The sequence below is a fragment of the Bordetella genomosp. 11 genome (genome assembly GCF_002261215.1).
Taxonomy (GTDB): Bacteria; Pseudomonadota; Gammaproteobacteria; order Burkholderiales; family Burkholderiaceae_B; genus Bordetella_C.
Genome location: NZ_NEVS01000004.1, coordinates 4,590,647 through 4,606,557, shown reverse-complemented (window position 1 = coordinate 4,606,557; position 15,911 = coordinate 4,590,647). Strand labels below are relative to the sequence as shown.

Below are 15,911 nucleotides of genomic sequence, written 5' to 3'. Positions count from 1 at the left end.
CTTACTTGTTCAGGGAGGTCTTTTCGGTGATCAGCGGGCCGTAGGAAAGCGAGCCCTGCAGGTCGTAGCCGTAGTCCAGGGACTTGCGGCTGGCCCACACGATCTTCTGTTCGAACAGCGGGATGGCGCAGACCGCGTCGACGATTTTTTGCTGCGCCTGCTTCCAGAGCACCTTGCGCTTCTCCGGATCCAGCTCCTTGCCGGCCGCGACGATTTCCGCGTCGGCGGCATTGCAGTGCGAGAAGTTGGCTGCCGCGGCGGGCTGCCCGATGGCGCTGGATGACAGGTAGAACTCTTTAAGATAGTTATCGGCGATGGGAAAGCGCGACGAAGCGTAGATCACCAGGTCGCTCAGGTCTTTGCGGATCTGCTGGTGGTAGGTGGCGTGCTCGACGACGTCCATGTCCATCAGCACGTTGACCTTCTTCAGTTGCGCCTGCATGATCTGCGCCGGTCCCAGGGTGGCGGCGTTCTGGGTCTGGATGACCTTGAACGACAGGCCGTTCGGATAGCCGGCTTCCTTCAGCAGCGCCGCCACCTTGGTTGGGTCATAGCCCGGCAGGTGGACGCTGGGGTCCGCGCCCAGCGTGGCGGTGGGGATGACCGTGGGCGATTCCGCGGCAACCAGCTTGCCTTTGAAGGCGACGATGCGGCTGGGGTCGATGGCGTAGGCGATGGCCTGCCGCACGCGCAGGTCGTTGAAGGGCTTGCGCGAGGTGTTCAGGAAGGCCAGGCCCTGGTAGGCGGGTTCGATAATGTCCAGCTTGGTGTCGGCGCGATCCTTCATGCGCTCCGCCCAGCGCTGGTCCTGCCGGCCGTAGACCAGATCCAGTTCGCCCGATTCATAGGCCAGGTCGCGGCTGGCATCGGAACGGATATAGCGGTAGACGATCTGGTCGATCCTGGGCGCGCCGCGGAAGTATTGCTTGTTCGCCTTGAGGGTGACCGACTGGCTGGCCTGGTAGGCCTCGAATTCGAAAGGCCCGGTGCCCACGGGTTGCAGGCGAAAGTCGTCGCCGCGTTGTTCCACGGCCTTCTTGCTGACGATGAAGCCTCCTTGATAGCCCACCAGCGTATACAGCAGGTCGGCGGATGGCTCCTTCAACGTGATGCGCACGGTGCGCGCATCCACGGCTTCGACCTTGTCGATATTGGCGAAATCCGCCGCGAACGAAGAGGTTTTCGGGCTGCGGGCGCGGTCCAGCGAGAAAACGACGTCTTCGGAGGTCATCTTGCCGAAGCCGGCCTGGAACTGCACATCGTCGCGCAGCGTGAAGGTCCATACCTTTTTATCGGCGGACACTTTCCATGACTCGGCCAGGTCGGGCTCGATGCTTTCCAGCGATACGGAGCCCGGCTTGAAGCGGGTCAGGCCGTTGTACAGCCACGGCATCAGGATCTTTTCCTGCGTCGCCGAAGCGCGGTGCGGGTCCAGGGTGGCCAGGTCGGACGCGGCCATGCCGACGTTCAGTACCTGGGCCGCCCGGACGCCTGCGGGCGCCAGCGTGGCGGCCCCCGCGCCCAGCAGGGCGGCGAACAGCGCGGCGTTCTTGATGCGTGTAATCGACATAACGGCTTCCCCTTGCGTTGGTTGATGCGTGGTGACGCGTGTTGTTATCCGGCCGGCGCCGCCGGCGGAGCGGATTCCTGCAGCGGCACCGCCGCCACGACCCACAGCACTTCGGCCTTCTCCTGGCCGGGATTGCGCCAGCGATGCGGCGCCTTGCTGTGATAGCGGAAGCTGTCGCCCGGCTTCAGCGTGAAACTCTTGTCCTCGATCCACAGCTCCAGCGTGCCGGCCAGCACCAGGCCGACCTGTTCGCCGCGTTCGATGGTGAACAGTTCTTCCCCGGTCGAGCCGCCCGGTTCGATATACGCCCGGTACACATTGATGCCCGCCGACGGCTGCGGCGTGATGATGACTTTCTCGATGCCTTTTTCGGGGGCTTTAAGCGAAGGATGGCTGCCGGCGCGCGCCACCACGCCCTTCTCATCCGCCGGTGGCGAGTTGCCGAATTCCAACAGCGTGGAACTCGGAATGTTCAGGGCATCCGAAATCGCCCGCAGCATGCGCACCGAGGGCGAGCTGATGCCGCGCTCTACCTGGCTGAGCAGGCCCACCGAGACTTGGCATATCTCCGACAGCTTGGATATGGACAGGCCCTGGTTCTTGCGCGCGCGGCGGATCTGCTGACCCAGCCACAGGTCGGCGACGCTGCGGGCTTCATAGGAGGCGGAAAAGGGAGGCATGACGCTTCAGCGGTATTGGGACTGGCGAATTCTTCCATCCGTGATGGAATCATGCAAGTGAAGATTTCATATTGACGATGTGTTCACGTGGATGGCAGTATTCATGAATCCCGGCTTCCCCCGTCCGACGGCCGCGCGCACCCCGCCGCGTCCCGCCGGCCAGCCCTAGTACCGCCCCATGAATTCCAGGAAAGAACCGTGTTGCTGTATGTGCTGAAACGGCTGTTGATGGCGGTGCCCACCCTATTGGGCGTCCTGACCATCGTGTTCGTGGTCGTCCGCATCGCGCCGGGGGATCCCGCGCTGGTCATCCTGGGTGAAAACGCCACCCGGCAGGCCATCGAGCAGTTGCACCAACAGCTGGGACTGGACATGCCGCTGTGGCGGCAGTACCTGGAGTTCATGGGGTCCGTGCTGACCGGCGACCTGGGCCGCTCCATGATCACCAACCGCCCGGTGCTGTCCGAAGTGGCGCGGGTGCTGCCCTACACCATCGAACTGACCGTGGCGGCCATCGTCATCGGCGTCGTCGTGGGGTTGCCGCTGGGCGTGATCGCGGCGCGCTACCGCAATCGCGCGCTGGACTTCATCATCCGCTGCCTGTCCCTGCTGGGCTTGTCCTTCCCGGCGTTCATCTCGGCCATCCTGCTGCTGTTGCTGTTTTCCATCCAGCTCAAGTGGCTGCCCGTCATCGGCGAAGCCAGCTATGCGGATCCCGGCAAGCGCGCCGCCGCGCTGGTGCTGCCGGCGCTGAATCTGGGCCTGATCATGGTGGCCTATATCACCCGCGTGACCCGGTCCAGCATGCTGAACGTCATCGGCGAGGACTACATCCGCACGGCGCGCGCCAAGGGAGTGCCGGCGCGCTTCGTGGTATGGCGCCACACGCTGCGCAACGCGCTGATTCCCATCGTCACGGTCATCGGCCTGTACCTGGGCGTACTGATCGGCAATTCCGTGCTGACCGAAATCGTCTTCAATCGTCCGGGACTGGGCAAGCTGATCGTGATCGCCCTGAATTCGCGGGACTATCCCACGCTGCAGGCCATGCTGGTCATCTATGCCTTCGTCATCGTGCTGGCCAATCTGCTGACCGACCTGCTGTATGGGGTCATCGATCCCAAGGTGCGCAACCAATGAGCGCTGTCGCCGTTTCCTCCCCGTCGCGCGCCGCGCGGCTGTTCGGCCTGTGCTGGCGCCGCAAGGCGGCCAGTGTGGGTGCCATCGTCACGCTGCTGGTGGTGCTGGCGGCCATCTTCGCGCCGTGGCTCACGCATCTGGATCCCAACGAGCAGGACATCGCGGCCCAGTTGCTGGGCCCCTCGGCGGAGCACCTTCTGGGCACGGACACATACGGCCGCGACGTCTGGGCGCGCATCCTGTATGGCGCGCGGGTATCGTTGTTCATCGGCGTGGTCTCGATCGCGCTGGCCATGCTGATCGGCGGCCTGCTGGGGCTCGTGGCGGGCTACAAGGGCGGACGTACCGAGCGCGTCATCATGTCGGTGATGGACATGATGCTGTCTTTTCCCAGCCTGGTCATGGGCCTGCTGGTGGTGGCGGTGCTGGGACCATCGATGGCCAACCTGATCATCGCCATTTCCTTCACCGCGATCGCGCCGTTCGCGCGCATTGCGCGCGCCCCCACGCTGGCGGTGCGGCAGCGCGACTTCGTCGAGGCGGGACGGGCGCTGGGCTATTCCGATCTGCGCCTGATGCTGCGGCACATCCTGCCCAACATCCTGGATGAAATCCTGGTGCTGGGCTCTTTGTGGCTGGCGACTGCCATCCGCACGGAAGCGTCGCTCAGCTTCATCGGACTGGGCGTGCGTCCGCCCACGGCCACCTGGGGCGGCATGATACGCGACGGCTTCGAGAACATGCTGGACGCCCCCTGGCTGGTGATTTTTCCCAGTATCGCCATCCTGATCATCATGATTGCGCTGAACCTGCTGGGCGACGGGTTGCGCGATGCCACCGATCCGAAACTGCGCAATGAATGATTCCCCGCAGGTGGGCGCCGCGCCCATTCTTTCGGTCAGCAAGCTGACCACGGAATTCCGCATCCAGGGGCAGTGGCACCCCGCCATACGCGACCTGAGCTTCGAGGTCGGCCGCAACGAAACGCTGGCCATCGTCGGCGAGTCGGGCTGTGGCAAAAGCATTACCGCGCTGTCCGTCATGCGGCTGATCAATCCCGCGCAGGGGCGGGTGGCCGGCGGCGATATCCGCCTGGATGGCCAGGACCTGCTCGCGCTGTCGGAAACGCGGATGGAAAAGGTGCGGGGTAATGCGATGGCCATGATTTTCCAGGAGCCAATGACATCGCTGAATCCCGTGATGACGATCGGCAGCCAGATCGCCGAATCGGTACGCTTTCACCGGAATGCGTCGCGTGAACAGGCGCGCGGCCGCGCGCTGGAGCTGTTGGATTGGGTGCGCATTCCCGCCGCGGCTCAACGCTACGGCGATTACCCGCACCAGTTCAGCGGCGGCATGCGCCAGCGTGTCATGATCGCCATGGCCCTGGCCTGCGAGCCCAGGCTTTTGCTGGCCGACGAGCCCACCACCGCCCTGGACGTGACCATCCAGGTGCAAATCCTGGCCCTGCTGGCCGAACTGAAGGCCGAGCGCAGCATGGGCATGGTGTTCATCACCCACAATCTGGGCGTGGTGGCATCCATCGCCGACCGCGTGGCGGTGATGTACGGCGGCCGCATCATCGAGCAGGCGGACGTGCAATCCCTTTTCGACCGGCCCACCCATCCCTATACCGAGGCGCTGCTGCGTTCCATGCCGCGCGTGGACCGGCCCCGCGCCGACCTGCGCCCCATTCCCGGCCAGGTGCCGCCCATCACGGCAGAAACCCCCGGCTGCCGCTACGCGGACCGCTGCCCCCTGGTGCAGCCGCGCTGCCGACAGGCGGTGCCGCCGCTGGCGCCAGTCGGCGGTAGCAGCCGGCATCTGGCCCGTTGCTGGGTCCGCGCCGACGCCTCCGGCCCGGAGGCCGCCCTATGACCCCACCCCATATGAACCCGCCCTTGCTGGAAGTCCGCAACCTGTCCAAGCAGTTCGTCGTGAAGCAGGGCTACATGGGTGGCAGGAAGACCGTGCTGCAGGCCGTGCACGATGTGTCCTTCGAGGTGGCGCAAGGCGAAGCCTTCGGTATCGTGGGCGAGTCCGGCTGCGGCAAGTCGACCGCGGGACGCAGTCTGCTGCGCCTGATCGAGCCGACCTCCGGCGAAGTGCGCTACAAGGGCGAAGACATCGTCGGCTTCGATCGCCAGCGCCTGCAGGCCCTGCGCCGCGAGATACAGATCATTTTCCAGGATCCCTATGCGTCGCTGAATCCGCGCATGACCATCGGCGCCACGCTGGAAGAGCCGATGCGGCTGCACGGCCTGGCCACGCGGGCCGACGCCCGGGACAAGGTGGAAGCCGCCCTGCTGGAAGTGGGCCTGCCGGCGCAGGCGATGCACAAGTATCCTCACGAGTTCTCCGGCGGCCAGCGCCAGCGCGTGGGCATCGCCCGCGCCCTGGCGCTGAACCCGCGGCTGATCGTCGCGGACGAGCCGGTCTCTGCGCTCGATGTGTCCATCCAGGCGCAGGTGCTGCTGCTGATGGAGTCCCTGCAGCGCAGCCGCGGCCTGAGCTTCGTCTTTATTTCGCACGATCTGGGCGTCGTGCGGCACTTCTGCGACAACGTCGCCGTGATGTACCTGGGCCGCGTGGTGGAAAAGGGCCCGGTCGACCCCTTGTTCGAGGCGCCGCTGCATCCGTACACGCAGGCATTGCGCGCGGCCTCGCCGGTGCCCGATCCGCGCCAGAAGATTTCCATTGCCAAGATCGAGGGGGATATCGCCTCGCCGCTCTCGCCGCCCTCTGGCTGCCACTTCCATCCGCGCTGCCCCAAGGCGATGCCGGTGTGCCGGGCCGAATATCCCGCGCTGCGCACCGTGGAGGCGGGCCGGCAGGTGGCGTGCCATCTTTATCCGGACGGCCTCCGGTAAGCGGGGCCGGTTCTTACCCCGCCTCGTTTTCCTGCCGCGCAAGCTTGTCCCGCTGCGCGCGCAGGCCCGCGAAAATGGATTCCGCGACGTGGTGCGGGAAACGCGGCGGCAGCATCGCCGCGGCCGCATCGATGGCCGGTTCGGTGGCTTCGATAAGTTCCCGGATGATCGCGTCGACGGTTTGCCTGTCCAGGCCGATCTCTGTCGCATGCGAGTACCAATGCCGGCGGCGGATGTCGGCGATGCGGTAATGCAGGCCGCTCGCGCCCTTCACGCCCATTGCCATTTTGGCGCGCTGCGGTGCGAGTTGCGCGCGTTTGCCGCCGATGATGGGATGCGCCGAAAGGATGTCGTACAGCGGCGTCGCGTGATATCGGCCGCCTGCCAGCAGCGCGATGCTGAAGTTCTTGGCATGGCCGTCGGTGGCGGCGAGCATCCAGAAGAAGATCTGTGCCTTGTAGAAATCACGCACGTCGCGCTCGCGTTGGGAATTATCCAGTACCTTGCTGATGATGTCGGTGATGCCGGGGCCGCCATCGGCCTGGTATTTCCGCAGCGGCGAAACGCCCAATGCCTGGCACATGTCTTCCTGCGGCAGGCGCACGATCGCGCCGGCGTCGGTGAAACGGCGGTCGAAGCGTTCGACGACAAGCGCCTTCTGGTCCTGGAAATGGGCGATGTCGCAATGCGCCACGGCGAGGCCGTAGGCGGCCGCGAGTTTGGAACATAGCCATTCGTTTTCGACGGAGGTATGCATATCCGCCTGCATGGCCCCAACCAGGCCCATGGGCAGTTTCAGGATATGGGTGGTTGGCGTGCTGCCGCGCGGTCGCAGCCACTGTCCCTGGTGGCGCAGCAGTGCGGTTTTTTCCTGTGCGCCGGCGATGGACAGGCGCAGGTCGGCCGTGTGGTCATCGTGACCCAGCGGGGTGCCGCTGACGGCGGATCGCAGGATGGCGGCGATATCGGCCTCGCTGAGCGGGTCGGCTTCGATATGGTCCAGTCCCGTCGGGACGTCGTCTGGCCGCAGCAGCTGTATGGCGCCCACGCAGTCGCGGCCAAGCACGGCCAGCAAGTCGAAGGGCGCGACGCTGTTCGCGCGATGATGCTGCGCCAGCCTGCGCCGGATCGCGTCGCTGTCCGGCAGCAGGTTGTCGAAGAAGTCATGGACGACCGGGCCCTTGTAAGGGGCGTTGTCGTAGCGGAAAGGCAAGGATAGCGACAGCGGCCGGCCGGCTGGATGCTCGATCCACGCGGGGTCGTACGCGAGCGAGCTTTCCCCGGCTTCGTTCGCCCAGCGGCCGACCCGCGAACCGTTCATCCAGATATCCAGCTGGTGCATGCGCCGGGCCATGTCACCACTCCAGCCTGGATGCGGCCGGGTCTTCCTGATCGATGGGCCGCAAGGCCAGTTCGACCCGCAGCAGCTGGAGGATCCGGTATATCCGTTCGAAGCTGGCTTTCGCCGGGGCGGCTTCCAGCTTGGCGTAGCTCTGCTGGCTGATGCCCAGGCGGGCGGCCAGCTGGGCCTGGGTCAGGCCCCGGGATTTGCGGAAACCCTGCAGCACGGGGCGCAGCTGTTGCAGGGTTCGGACGGGGTAGTCCACGGCGGGTCTCCACCTGGGAAGGTCATGCAACAGTCTATAGGTTGTATTCCCGGAAAACAACTTTCAGGTAGTATTTCCGATTAACAACCTGAAGGCTGTAATCGAGAAAAACAGCCTTCAGGTTGTGCTCAGCGGCTCGTCCCGGTTGCCTGCGCCCAGAAAGTGGCTGGGGCGGCGCAGGGCGGGGTCGAAGGGATTGATCTGCGCGCCGATCGCGCGCGCTTCCTTGTGCAGCATTTCGACGATCAGCGGCAGGCGTTCGCCGCTCAGGCGTTCCTGCGGGGCAGCGACGCTGAGCGCCGCGACCGTGTCGCCGTTGCGGTCCTCGATGGGAACGGAAAGCCCGGCGATACCGGGGTAAAGCCCCGGTCCGTCGCTGTACGCATAGCGGGATTCCAGGCATTGCTTGATGCGGACCCGCATCGAGATCTCGTCGATGAAGCCCAGGTGATGCAGGCGCGGGATATTGAAGCGGATGACTTCCTCGCGTTCGGCGGCGGGCAGGCTGGCCAGCAGGACCAGCCCGGCCTGGCCCAGGCCCAGCGGAACCCGGCCGCCGATATCGCCGGTGTGCGAGCGGACCGGGAAGGGGCCGTCGATGCGGTCCAGGCAGATGGCGTCGAAGCCCTGGCGCACCAGGATGAAGATCGTGTCGCTGAGCATGCCGCACAGGCGCAGCATGGAGGGGCGGTAGATCTCGCGCAGGTTGGAGCGGTAGCGGCCGGCGGCCGATCCCAGGGCATAGAAGGCGACGCTCAGCTGGTAGGCCTTGCTGCCGCCCGGCTGTTCCACCGCGTCTTCCTGGATCAGCGCCTGCAGCACCCGATGCGCGGTGGCGGGCGCCAGCCCCGTCCGTTTGGCGATATCGGTCAGGCGCAGCGGCTCGCCCTTGGCGTCGGCCAGGGCGCGCAACACGGTGAAGGCCCGTTGCAATACCCCCGGGCCATTCGAGTCGTTTTCCGGCACTTCAGATGCAGCCATTCTTGATTCCATCCAATTGGATAAAACGGGCGACTACAGACATCATAATTCTATTGTCCGGAATAAAACAAAGAAATTATCAGTTCTACGGAAAAACCCCATTGACCCGCGTTCCCGCGCACTCCTAGACTGCCCTTGCGTTGAACGGGTGGGCCTCCCAGGCCGGGCGGCCACCCATCACGGAAACGGCAGGGTGCGGCATGTCATTTCTTCGCCTGGAAAAGCTATCCAAGGACTACGGCGATCTGCGCGTGGTGCGGGATCTCGACCTGTCCGTGGAGCAGGGGGAGTTCGTTTCCCTGCTCGGCCCGTCGGGTTGCGGCAAGACGACCACGCTGCAGATGATCGCCGGCTTCGCCGATGTGACGCGCGGCCGGGTCGTCCTGGACGGCCGCGACATCACGCATGCGGCGCCGAACACGCGGGGCCTGGGCATCGTGTTCCAGACCTATGCCCTGTTTCCCCACCTGACGGTGCGGGACAACGTCGACTTCGGACTGGCCATGCGCAAGGTGGGCCGCGCCGAACGCCGCGACCGCACGTGCGAGGCACTGGCGCTGGTGAAACTGGACCAGCACGGCGACCGCTATCCGCGCGAACTGTCCGGCGGCCAGCGCCAGCGCGTGGCCCTGGCACGCGCGCTGGTGATACGGCCGCCGGTGCTGCTGCTGGACGAACCGCTGTCCAACCTGGATGCCAAGCTGCGCGAGGACATGCAGTTCGAGCTGCGCGCCATCCAGCGCAAGACCGGCACCACCACGCTGATGGTGACGCACGATCAGGCCGAGGCGCTCTCGATCAGCGATCGTGTCGTGGTCATGCAGGAGGGCCGCGCCACGCAGATCGACCCGCCGTACCGCATGTACGAGCATCCCGGCAGCGAGTTCATCTCGCGATTCGTCGGCAAGACCAATCTGCTGCCGGGCACCGTCACGCGCGCCGGCGAGCGCGCCGAGGTGCGCAGCGGCGACCTGAGCCTGGACGTGGACGGGCAAGGCCTGAGCACGGGCGATGCCGTGCGCGTCTGCCTGCGCCCGGAAAAACTGCGGTCCGTGGCCCCCGGGCAGGGCAGGCTGACCGGCACGGTCGCCACGCGCTACTTCCTGGGCAGCCAATGGATGTACGAGCTGGATACGCCGCTGGGCGTGCTGACAATGCTCACCCCCAATGACGGCCGCGCGCCGCATGGCGACGGCGACCGCATCGGCGTGGACTGGCAAGCCGACGTCGCGCGGGTGCTGCCGGCGCTGGAGGCGTCCGCATGAGCGCCCCCGGCCTGGGCGTTTCCCGCGCGGCGGCAGCCACGCCGCGCCGCAGGATGGACGGATTGCCGGCCATCCTGGGCGCCATTCCGATCGGCGTGGTGTTCCTGGCGCTGGTCCTGACGCCGCTGGGCCTGACCTTCGTCCTGACTTTCCGTCCCTTCGACTACAACACCGGCATACAGCCGGGCATGACGCTGCACCATTACGCCACGGTGTTGAGCGACCCGTATTTCCTGGGCATCTTCTGGCGCACGCTATGGATATCGGTGCTGACCACCGCGATCTGCGTGGCCGTTGGCGTGCCCGAGGCCTACATCCTGAGCCGCATGCGCGCGCCCTGGCGTTCGATTTTCCTGCTGGCGGTCCTGTCGCCGCTGCTGATATCGCTGGTCGTGCGGGCCTTCGGCTGGAGCATGCTGCTGGGCCCCGCGGGCCCGCTGGGGCAGGTCGCCCAGGCGCTGGGGTGGGGATCGCTGCTGTACACGCCCACCGCCATCGTGATCGGCCTGGTGCACATCATGCTGCCCTTCATGATCATCCCGGTGTGGACGTCGCTGCAGAAGCTCGACCCATCGGTCGAGCACGCCGCTTATTCGCTGAACGCCTCGCGCCTGCAGACCCTGCTGCGCGTGGTATTGCCCCAATGCATGCCGGGCGTACTGTCCGGCAGCCTGATCGTCTTCGGCCTGAGCGCCAGTTCCTTCGCCATCCCCGCGCTGCTGGGCGGGCGGCGGCTGAAGATGGTCGCCACGATCGTGTACGACGAATTCCTGACCGAACTGAACTGGCCGCTGGGCGCCACGCTGGCGATCCTGCTGCTGGTGGCCAACGTCATCATCATGATGGCCTACAACCGCGTCATCGAGCGGTCGTATCGCCGCAGCCTGGGATAGCAGACCGCATGCGCACGCACACCAACGGACGTCGACGCGGGGCAGGCCGTCATTCCCGCGCCAAGTTCCATACCCGGGAGCCCGGCGGACATGCTTAAGAACGGCCCTCTCGCGCTTGCCTTCAATGCCCTGGTGGTGGCCTTCGTGCTGGCGCCCCTGGTGGTCGTTTGCCTGGTGGCCTTCACGCCGGCCTCGACCCTGAGCATTCCCACCCATGAATTCTCGCTGCGCTGGTTCCACGCCCTGTTCGCGCACGCCGATTTCATGCAGTCCTTCCGCAACAGCCTGCTGCTGGCGACGCTGTCGGCCACGCTGGCGGTATGCCTGGCGCTGCCGGCGGCCAGCGCCATCACGCGCTACCGTTTTCCCGGCCGCGACGCGCTGAACGGGCTGCTGCTGTCGCCGCTGATGATCCCGCACCTGGTGCTGGGCGTCGCGCTGATGCGCTTTTTCGCCCTGATCGGCAGCAGCGGCAGCTTCTCCTGGCTGGTGGCCAGCCACGTCGTCATCGTCACGCCCTACGTGCTGCGCCTGCTGGTGGGCTCGCTGACGGGCTTCGACCGCTCCATCGAGCACGCGGCGCTCTCGCTCAACGCCAATCGCGCGACGGTCTTCTTCAAGATCACTTTGCCGCTGATCGTGCCGGGCGTCTTCGGCGGTTGGCTGCTTGCCTTCATCAATTGCTTCGACGAACTGACCATGTCGGTGTTCATTACCGCGCCATCCACCGTGACGTTGCCGGTGCGCATGTATATGTATGCCACCGAATCCATCGATCCCATGATGGCGGCGGTATCCGCGACGGTCATCGCCCTGACGGCCGTCGCCATGCTATTGCTGGACCGCATATACGGCCTGGACCGCGTTTTGGTGGGACAGCGATGACGGCCGCAAGCATGCAACCGCTGCTGACGCGCCTGGGCGAGCGGGACCGCGCGCCGGTGGACTTCGTGCTGGACGGCAAGGCCGCGCGCGCCCTGGCCGGCGATACCGTACTGACGGCCGTGCTGGTGCATATGGGCCGCCTGCGCGAGACCGAATTCAGCGGCGCGCCGCGCGCCGGTTTCTGCATGATGGGAGCCTGCCAGGACTGCTGGATGCGGCTGGAAGACGGCACGCGGCTGCGCGCCTGCTCCACCTTCATCGCGTCGGGCATGCGTTTGTTGTCATCCGCGCGCAAGGAGGACGGCCATGCGTGAAGTACGTCCCGTCATTGTCGGAGCGGGGCCGGCCGGCATCCGCGCCGCGCAGGCGCTCGTCGCCGCCGGGCTGCGGCCCGTCGTCCTGGACGAGGCGCAACGGGCGGGCGGACAGATCTATCGCCAGCCGCCCTCGGGTTTCCAGCGTCCGGGACGCGAACTCTACGGATTCGAGCATCGCAAGGCCGCGCGGCTGCACGAAACCATGCAGGCGCTGATGCCGTCCATCGACTACCGTCCCGGCTCGCTGGCATGGAATTGCGAACAAGGTGTGCTGGACGTCCTGCGTGACGGTCGCAACGAGACCGTGGAGTACACCCACGTCATCCTGGCCACCGGTGCGACCGATCGCGTGCTGCCTTTTCCCGGCTGGACCCTGCCCGGCGTCTACACCCTGGGAGGCGCGCAGGTGGCGCTGAAGTTCCAGGGCTGCGGCGTGGGCCAACGCGTGGCCTTCATGGGCACCGGCCCGCTGCTGTACCTGGTGGCGTACCAATATGCCAAGGCCGGCGCCGACGTGGCCGCCGTACTCGATACCGCGACCGCCGCGGACAGGCTGGCTGCCTTGCCGGGCATGCTGCGCACACCCGCGCTGGTGGGCAAAGGCCTGTACACCATGGCCTGGCTGCGGCTGCACGGCATCCCCATGTATGCCGGCGTGCTGCCGGATCATGCCATCGGCTATGAAAGGGTCTCCGGCATCGTCTGCCGCCAGGCCGACGGCGCGGGCGGCGGCAAACCGCTGCGCATCGCTTGCGATGCACTGGCCTACGGCCTGGGGCTGCGCGCGGAGACCCAGCTGGCCGCGGTGGCCGGCTGTCGCTTCGCTTATCACGAACGTGATAGGGCATGGCTGCCCGAACGCGACGACGCCGGAAGGGCGTCGGTGCCCGGCGTATACCTGGCCGGGGACGGTGCCGGTATCGCCGGCGCGGACGCGGCGGAACTGACCGGCGAGCGCGCCGCCCTGGCGATGCTCGAAGACCTGGGCATGCTCGCGGAGCCCGCGCGCGCCGAGGTCTTGCAGCGCGGATTGGCGCGGCAGGAACGCATGCGCGACGCGCTTGAACGCGCGTTTCCCTTTCCGGACGATTGGGCGGCGTCGCTGGACGACGACGTCATCCTGTGCCGCTGCGAGGAAATCACGGTGGGAGCGCTGCGCGCCTCGGCGCAGGTCGATGGCGCGTGCGAACTGAATCGCGGCAAGGCCCTGACCCGCGTCGGCATGGGCCGCTGCCAGGGCCGCATGTGCGGTGCCGCGGCCGCCGAGGTACTGGCGCGCGCCAGCGGGGTGGCGCTGCCCCAGGTAGGCTGGCTGCGCGCGCAGCCGCCCATCAAGCCCATTCCCATCCAGCTGTTCTCCACGGACGCGCGATACGACCCGTCCGTATACGCCGGCGGCACGCTGCACGCGGCCGGCGGCTCGGGGCTGTCCGGGCAGGGCAGGTCCTGATGGAGCGCCTGGACACCGAAGTCGCCATCATCGGCGGCGGCATCGTCGGCGCCAGCGCCGCGCTGTTCCTGCGGCGCCGCGGCGTACCGGTGGTGCTGCTGGACGCGGCCGCCTGCGGCGCCAAGGCCAGCGGCGTCAACTACGGCGGCGTGCGCCGCCAGGGCCGTCCGCCGGCGCAGATGCCCTTGACGCAGCGTGCCCATGCGCTGTGGGGGGACCTGCCCGGCCTGATCGGCATCGACGGCGAGTACCAGCGCAGCGGCCATCTGAAACTCGCCTACACCGACGCCGACCTCGCCGAACTCGAACGCTATCGCGCCAGCACGCGGGGCTTCGGCATGCATCTGCAGATGCTGGATCGTGCCGCGCTGGAGCGCCGCTTCGCGTGGCTCGGAAGCAACGTGGTCGGCGGTTCGTTCTGTCCGGATGACGGGCACGCCAACCCGCGCCTGGTGTCTCCGGCATTCGCCCAGGCCGCGCGGCGCGCCGGTGCCTGCGTGCGCGAGCACACCCGCGTCGACAGCGCGGCGCACGACGGCGAACGTTTCGTGCTGCGCGCCGGCGCGGCGCTGGAAGTCCGCGCCCGCCTCCTGCTGAACTGCGCCGGCGCCTGGGCAGGGCGGTTCGCCGCGGCGTTCGGCGAACCCGTGCCGGAGACTTCCATCCATCCCTTGATGATGGTCACCGAGCCGCTGCCGCGCTTCATGACGGCCAGCCTGGGCGTGCAAGGCGGCGGCGTCTATGCGCGGCAGGTGGACCGCGGCAATTGCGTGATCGGCGGCGGCCGTGGCGTATCGGTCGATGCCGATCTTGCCCGGCCCGGCCGCGCGCAGATCGGTACGCTGATGGCGAAGGCGGCGGCGCTGCTGCCCACGCTGCGCGGCGCGCACATCATCCGCTTCTGGTCCGGCGTGGAGGGCAGCATGCCCGACCACAACCCGGTGCTGGGCCCCAGCCGCACCACGCCCGGGCTGTTTCATGCCTTCGGGTTTTCCGGGGCGGGTTTCCAGGTCGGGCCCGCCGCCGGCGAGGTCCTGGCGGACCTGGCCGCCACCGGACGGACCGCAATTCCCATTGATGCATTCCGCATCGACCGATACGCTGCCGACGCTCATGCGGCCGCGGATCGCACGGAACTTGGCCATGGGCATCCGCTGGAGTCGACATGAGCAACCGCAATCACGATCGCAAATCACGCGCCCTTCGACTGGCCGGGGCCGCCATGCTGGCGGCCCTGTCGGTCCTGCCGGCCGGCGCCTGGGCGCAACAGAAAACTTTGTATGTCGGCATGAACGGCGGCGACATGGAGCGCGCGTTCACGCAATACGTCTTCCCCGATTTCGAAAAGGCCAACAACGTCAAGATCGTCGTGGTCCCCGGCACGTCCACCGAAGTCCTGGCCAAGGCGCAGGCCTACAAGGACTCGCCGCAGATGCACGTGATGTTCCTGGACGACGGCGTGATGGCGCGCGCGGTAACCATGGGACTGTGCGAAAAGCTGCACGACGATCCCGTGCTGAAGGATCTCTATCCCACCGCGGTCATGAAGGACGGCATGGCCGCCGGCATCGACATGGGGATGACGGGCCTGGGCTACAACACGCGGCTGTTCAAGAAAAACGGCTGGGCGGCGCCCACGTCATGGATGGACCTGGCCGATCCCAAGTACAAGGGCAAGGTCGTCTTCCAGTCGGCCTCGAACAGCACCTTCGGCCTGCATGCCTTCCTGATGTACAACCGCATCGAAGGCGGCGACGACCAGCACACGGATCCGGGTTTCGCCAAGTGGCGCGACACGATCGGCCCCAACGTGCTGGAGTACATCCCGAATTCGGCCAAGCTGGCGGAAATGATCCAATCCGACGAGGCGGCCATCTTCCCGCTGACGCCGACCGCCATTGCCCGGCTCAAGAAACGCGACATCCCGGTCGAATACGTCCAGCCCAAGGAAGGCTCGGTCATCCTGATGGTGGGCGAGTGCGTCATCGCCAAGAACAGCGAACCGGACCTCTCGCAGAAGCTGGCGCTGTACCTGCTGTCGCCGCAGGCGCAGGCCAATGCCTTGAAGTACGGCGGGCATTTCCCGTCCAACCGCAAGGTGCAGGCCGACCCCGCCAACCAGGACATGCTCAAGCAGTTCCAGACCTATATGGAAACCGCCAAGGTCCTGGACTGGGATGCCATCAATGCCACCCGTCCCGCCTTCAACGCGCGCTGGAACCGCACCGTCGAACGGTAAGCCGGATGCGCTAC

At 66.6% G+C, this 15,911-nt stretch carries 16 protein-coding genes; 11 read left to right on the top strand and 5 right to left on the bottom strand.

What is annotated here, in order from left to right; translation table 11 throughout:
• Position 1: 1 nt before the first annotated feature.
• Complete coding sequence (locus tag CAL28_RS28410) at positions 2–1,570, bottom strand: ABC transporter substrate-binding protein (RefSeq protein ID WP_094844323.1); 1,569 nt, start codon at positions 1,568–1,570, stop codon at positions 2–4.
• Positions 1,571–1,614: 44 nt separating this feature from the next.
• Complete coding sequence (locus CAL28_RS28405) at positions 1,615–2,250, bottom strand: helix-turn-helix domain-containing protein (protein WP_094844322.1); 636 nt, start codon at positions 2,248–2,250, stop codon at positions 1,615–1,617.
• A 198-nt stretch (positions 2,251–2,448) separates the two neighbouring features.
• On the opposite strand from CAL28_RS28405, the gene CAL28_RS28400 reads away from it, so the two are divergent.
• Genes CAL28_RS28400 through CAL28_RS28385 form a run of 4 tightly spaced genes read left to right on the top strand, consistent with a single transcriptional unit; the run spans position 2,449 to position 6,260 of the window.
• Positions 2,449–3,390 carry an ABC transporter permease gene (locus CAL28_RS28400; RefSeq protein WP_094844321.1) on the top strand — a complete coding sequence of 314 codons (942 nt, stop codon included), beginning with the start codon at positions 2,449–2,451 and terminating at the stop codon, positions 3,388–3,390.
• A complete protein-coding gene (locus CAL28_RS28395) occupies positions 3,387–4,253 on the top strand; it encodes an ABC transporter permease (RefSeq protein WP_094844320.1) in 867 nt (288 codons plus the stop codon). The genes CAL28_RS28400 and CAL28_RS28395 overlap by 4 nt, the downstream gene beginning before the upstream one ends.
• The gene (locus CAL28_RS28390) at positions 4,246–5,268 is read left to right on the top strand and encodes an ABC transporter ATP-binding protein (RefSeq protein WP_094844319.1); all 1,023 of its coding nucleotides are present in this window, start codon (positions 4,246–4,248) and stop codon (positions 5,266–5,268) included. Before CAL28_RS28395 ends, CAL28_RS28390 begins: the two co-directional genes overlap by 8 nt.
• Entirely contained in the window at positions 5,265–6,260 is a 996-nt protein-coding gene (locus CAL28_RS28385; RefSeq protein ID WP_254926258.1) for an ABC transporter ATP-binding protein, read from the top strand. Before CAL28_RS28390 ends, CAL28_RS28385 begins: the two co-directional genes overlap by 4 nt.
• Before the next feature lie 13 nt (positions 6,261–6,273).
• On the opposite strand, the gene CAL28_RS28380 is transcribed toward CAL28_RS28385, so the two are convergent.
• The 3 genes from CAL28_RS28380 to CAL28_RS28370 form a co-directional block, all read right to left on the bottom strand.
• Positions 6,274–7,614, bottom strand: coding sequence for a type II toxin-antitoxin system HipA family toxin (locus CAL28_RS28380; RefSeq protein WP_094844317.1), 1,341 nt, complete (start codon positions 7,612–7,614; stop codon positions 6,274–6,276).
• A 1-nt stretch (position 7,615) separates the two neighbouring features.
• Entirely contained in the window at positions 7,616–7,867 is a 252-nt protein-coding gene (locus CAL28_RS28375; RefSeq protein ID WP_094844316.1) for a helix-turn-helix domain-containing protein, read from the bottom strand.
• A gap of 117 nt (positions 7,868–7,984) precedes the next feature.
• A complete protein-coding gene (locus CAL28_RS28370) occupies positions 7,985–8,848 on the bottom strand; it encodes an IclR family transcriptional regulator (RefSeq protein WP_094844315.1) in 864 nt (287 codons plus the stop codon).
• 200 nt (positions 8,849–9,048) lie between these two features.
• Here CAL28_RS28370 and CAL28_RS28365 point away from each other — a divergent pair, with 200 nt between their 5' ends.
• The 7 genes from CAL28_RS28365 (at position 9,049) to CAL28_RS28335 (ending at position 15,897) form a co-directional block, all read left to right on the top strand.
• A complete protein-coding gene (locus CAL28_RS28365; RefSeq protein WP_094844314.1) occupies positions 9,049–10,113 on the top strand; it encodes an ABC transporter ATP-binding protein in 1,065 nt (354 codons plus the stop codon).
• A complete protein-coding gene (locus tag CAL28_RS28360; RefSeq protein WP_094844313.1) occupies positions 10,110–11,006 on the top strand; it encodes an ABC transporter permease in 897 nt (298 codons plus the stop codon). The genes CAL28_RS28365 and CAL28_RS28360 overlap by 4 nt, the downstream gene beginning before the upstream one ends.
• Before the next feature lie 90 nt (positions 11,007–11,096).
• Positions 11,097–11,891: an ABC transporter permease gene (locus CAL28_RS28355; protein WP_094844312.1), complete on the top strand. Its 795-nt coding sequence runs from the start codon at positions 11,097–11,099 to the stop codon at positions 11,889–11,891.
• A complete protein-coding gene (locus CAL28_RS28350) occupies positions 11,888–12,205 on the top strand; it encodes a (2Fe-2S)-binding protein (RefSeq protein ID WP_094844311.1) in 318 nt (105 codons plus the stop codon). Before CAL28_RS28355 ends, CAL28_RS28350 begins: the two co-directional genes overlap by 4 nt.
• Entirely contained in the window at positions 12,198–13,658 is a 1,461-nt protein-coding gene (locus CAL28_RS28345) for an NAD(P)/FAD-dependent oxidoreductase (protein WP_094844310.1), read from the top strand. Before CAL28_RS28350 ends, CAL28_RS28345 begins: the two co-directional genes overlap by 8 nt.
• A complete protein-coding gene (locus CAL28_RS28340) occupies positions 13,655–14,827 on the top strand; it encodes an NAD(P)/FAD-dependent oxidoreductase (RefSeq protein ID WP_094844902.1) in 1,173 nt (390 codons plus the stop codon). Before CAL28_RS28345 ends, CAL28_RS28340 begins: the two co-directional genes overlap by 4 nt.
• The gene (locus CAL28_RS28335) at positions 14,824–15,897 is read left to right on the top strand and encodes an ABC transporter substrate-binding protein (RefSeq protein WP_094844309.1); all 1,074 of its coding nucleotides are present in this window, start codon (positions 14,824–14,826) and stop codon (positions 15,895–15,897) included. Before CAL28_RS28340 ends, CAL28_RS28335 begins: the two co-directional genes overlap by 4 nt.
• Positions 15,898–15,911: the final 14 nt, after the last annotated feature.

Bases quoted from the DNA above. Each gene is read 5' to 3' on its own strand.
- CAL28_RS28410 (WP_094844323.1), bottom strand. From the start codon at position 1,570: ATGTCGATTACACGCATCAAGAACGCCGCGCTGTTCGCCGCCCTGCTG.
- CAL28_RS28405 (WP_094844322.1), bottom strand. From the start codon at position 2,250: ATGCCTCCCTTTTCCGCCTCCTATGAAGCCCGCAGCGTCGCCGACCTG.
- CAL28_RS28395 (WP_094844320.1), top strand. From the start codon at position 3,387: ATGAGCGCTGTCGCCGTTTCCTCCCCGTCGCGCGCCGCGCGGCTGTTC.
- CAL28_RS28390 (WP_094844319.1), top strand. From the start codon at position 4,246: ATGAATGATTCCCCGCAGGTGGGCGCCGCGCCCATTCTTTCGGTCAGC.
- CAL28_RS28385 (WP_254926258.1), top strand. From the start codon at position 5,265: ATGACCCCACCCCATATGAACCCGCCCTTGCTGGAAGTCCGCAACCTG.
- CAL28_RS28380 (WP_094844317.1), bottom strand. From the start codon at position 7,614: ATGGCCCGGCGCATGCACCAGCTGGATATCTGGATGAACGGTTCGCGG.
- CAL28_RS28370 (WP_094844315.1), bottom strand. From the start codon at position 8,848: ATGGCTGCATCTGAAGTGCCGGAAAACGACTCGAATGGCCCGGGGGTA.
- CAL28_RS28365 (WP_094844314.1), top strand. From the start codon at position 9,049: ATGTCATTTCTTCGCCTGGAAAAGCTATCCAAGGACTACGGCGATCTG.
- CAL28_RS28360 (WP_094844313.1), top strand. From the start codon at position 10,110: ATGAGCGCCCCCGGCCTGGGCGTTTCCCGCGCGGCGGCAGCCACGCCG.
- CAL28_RS28355 (WP_094844312.1), top strand. From the start codon at position 11,097: ATGCTTAAGAACGGCCCTCTCGCGCTTGCCTTCAATGCCCTGGTGGTG.
- CAL28_RS28350 (WP_094844311.1), top strand. From the start codon at position 11,888: ATGACGGCCGCAAGCATGCAACCGCTGCTGACGCGCCTGGGCGAGCGG.
- CAL28_RS28345 (WP_094844310.1), top strand. From the start codon at position 12,198: ATGCGTGAAGTACGTCCCGTCATTGTCGGAGCGGGGCCGGCCGGCATC.
- CAL28_RS28335 (WP_094844309.1), top strand. From the start codon at position 14,824: ATGAGCAACCGCAATCACGATCGCAAATCACGCGCCCTTCGACTGGCC.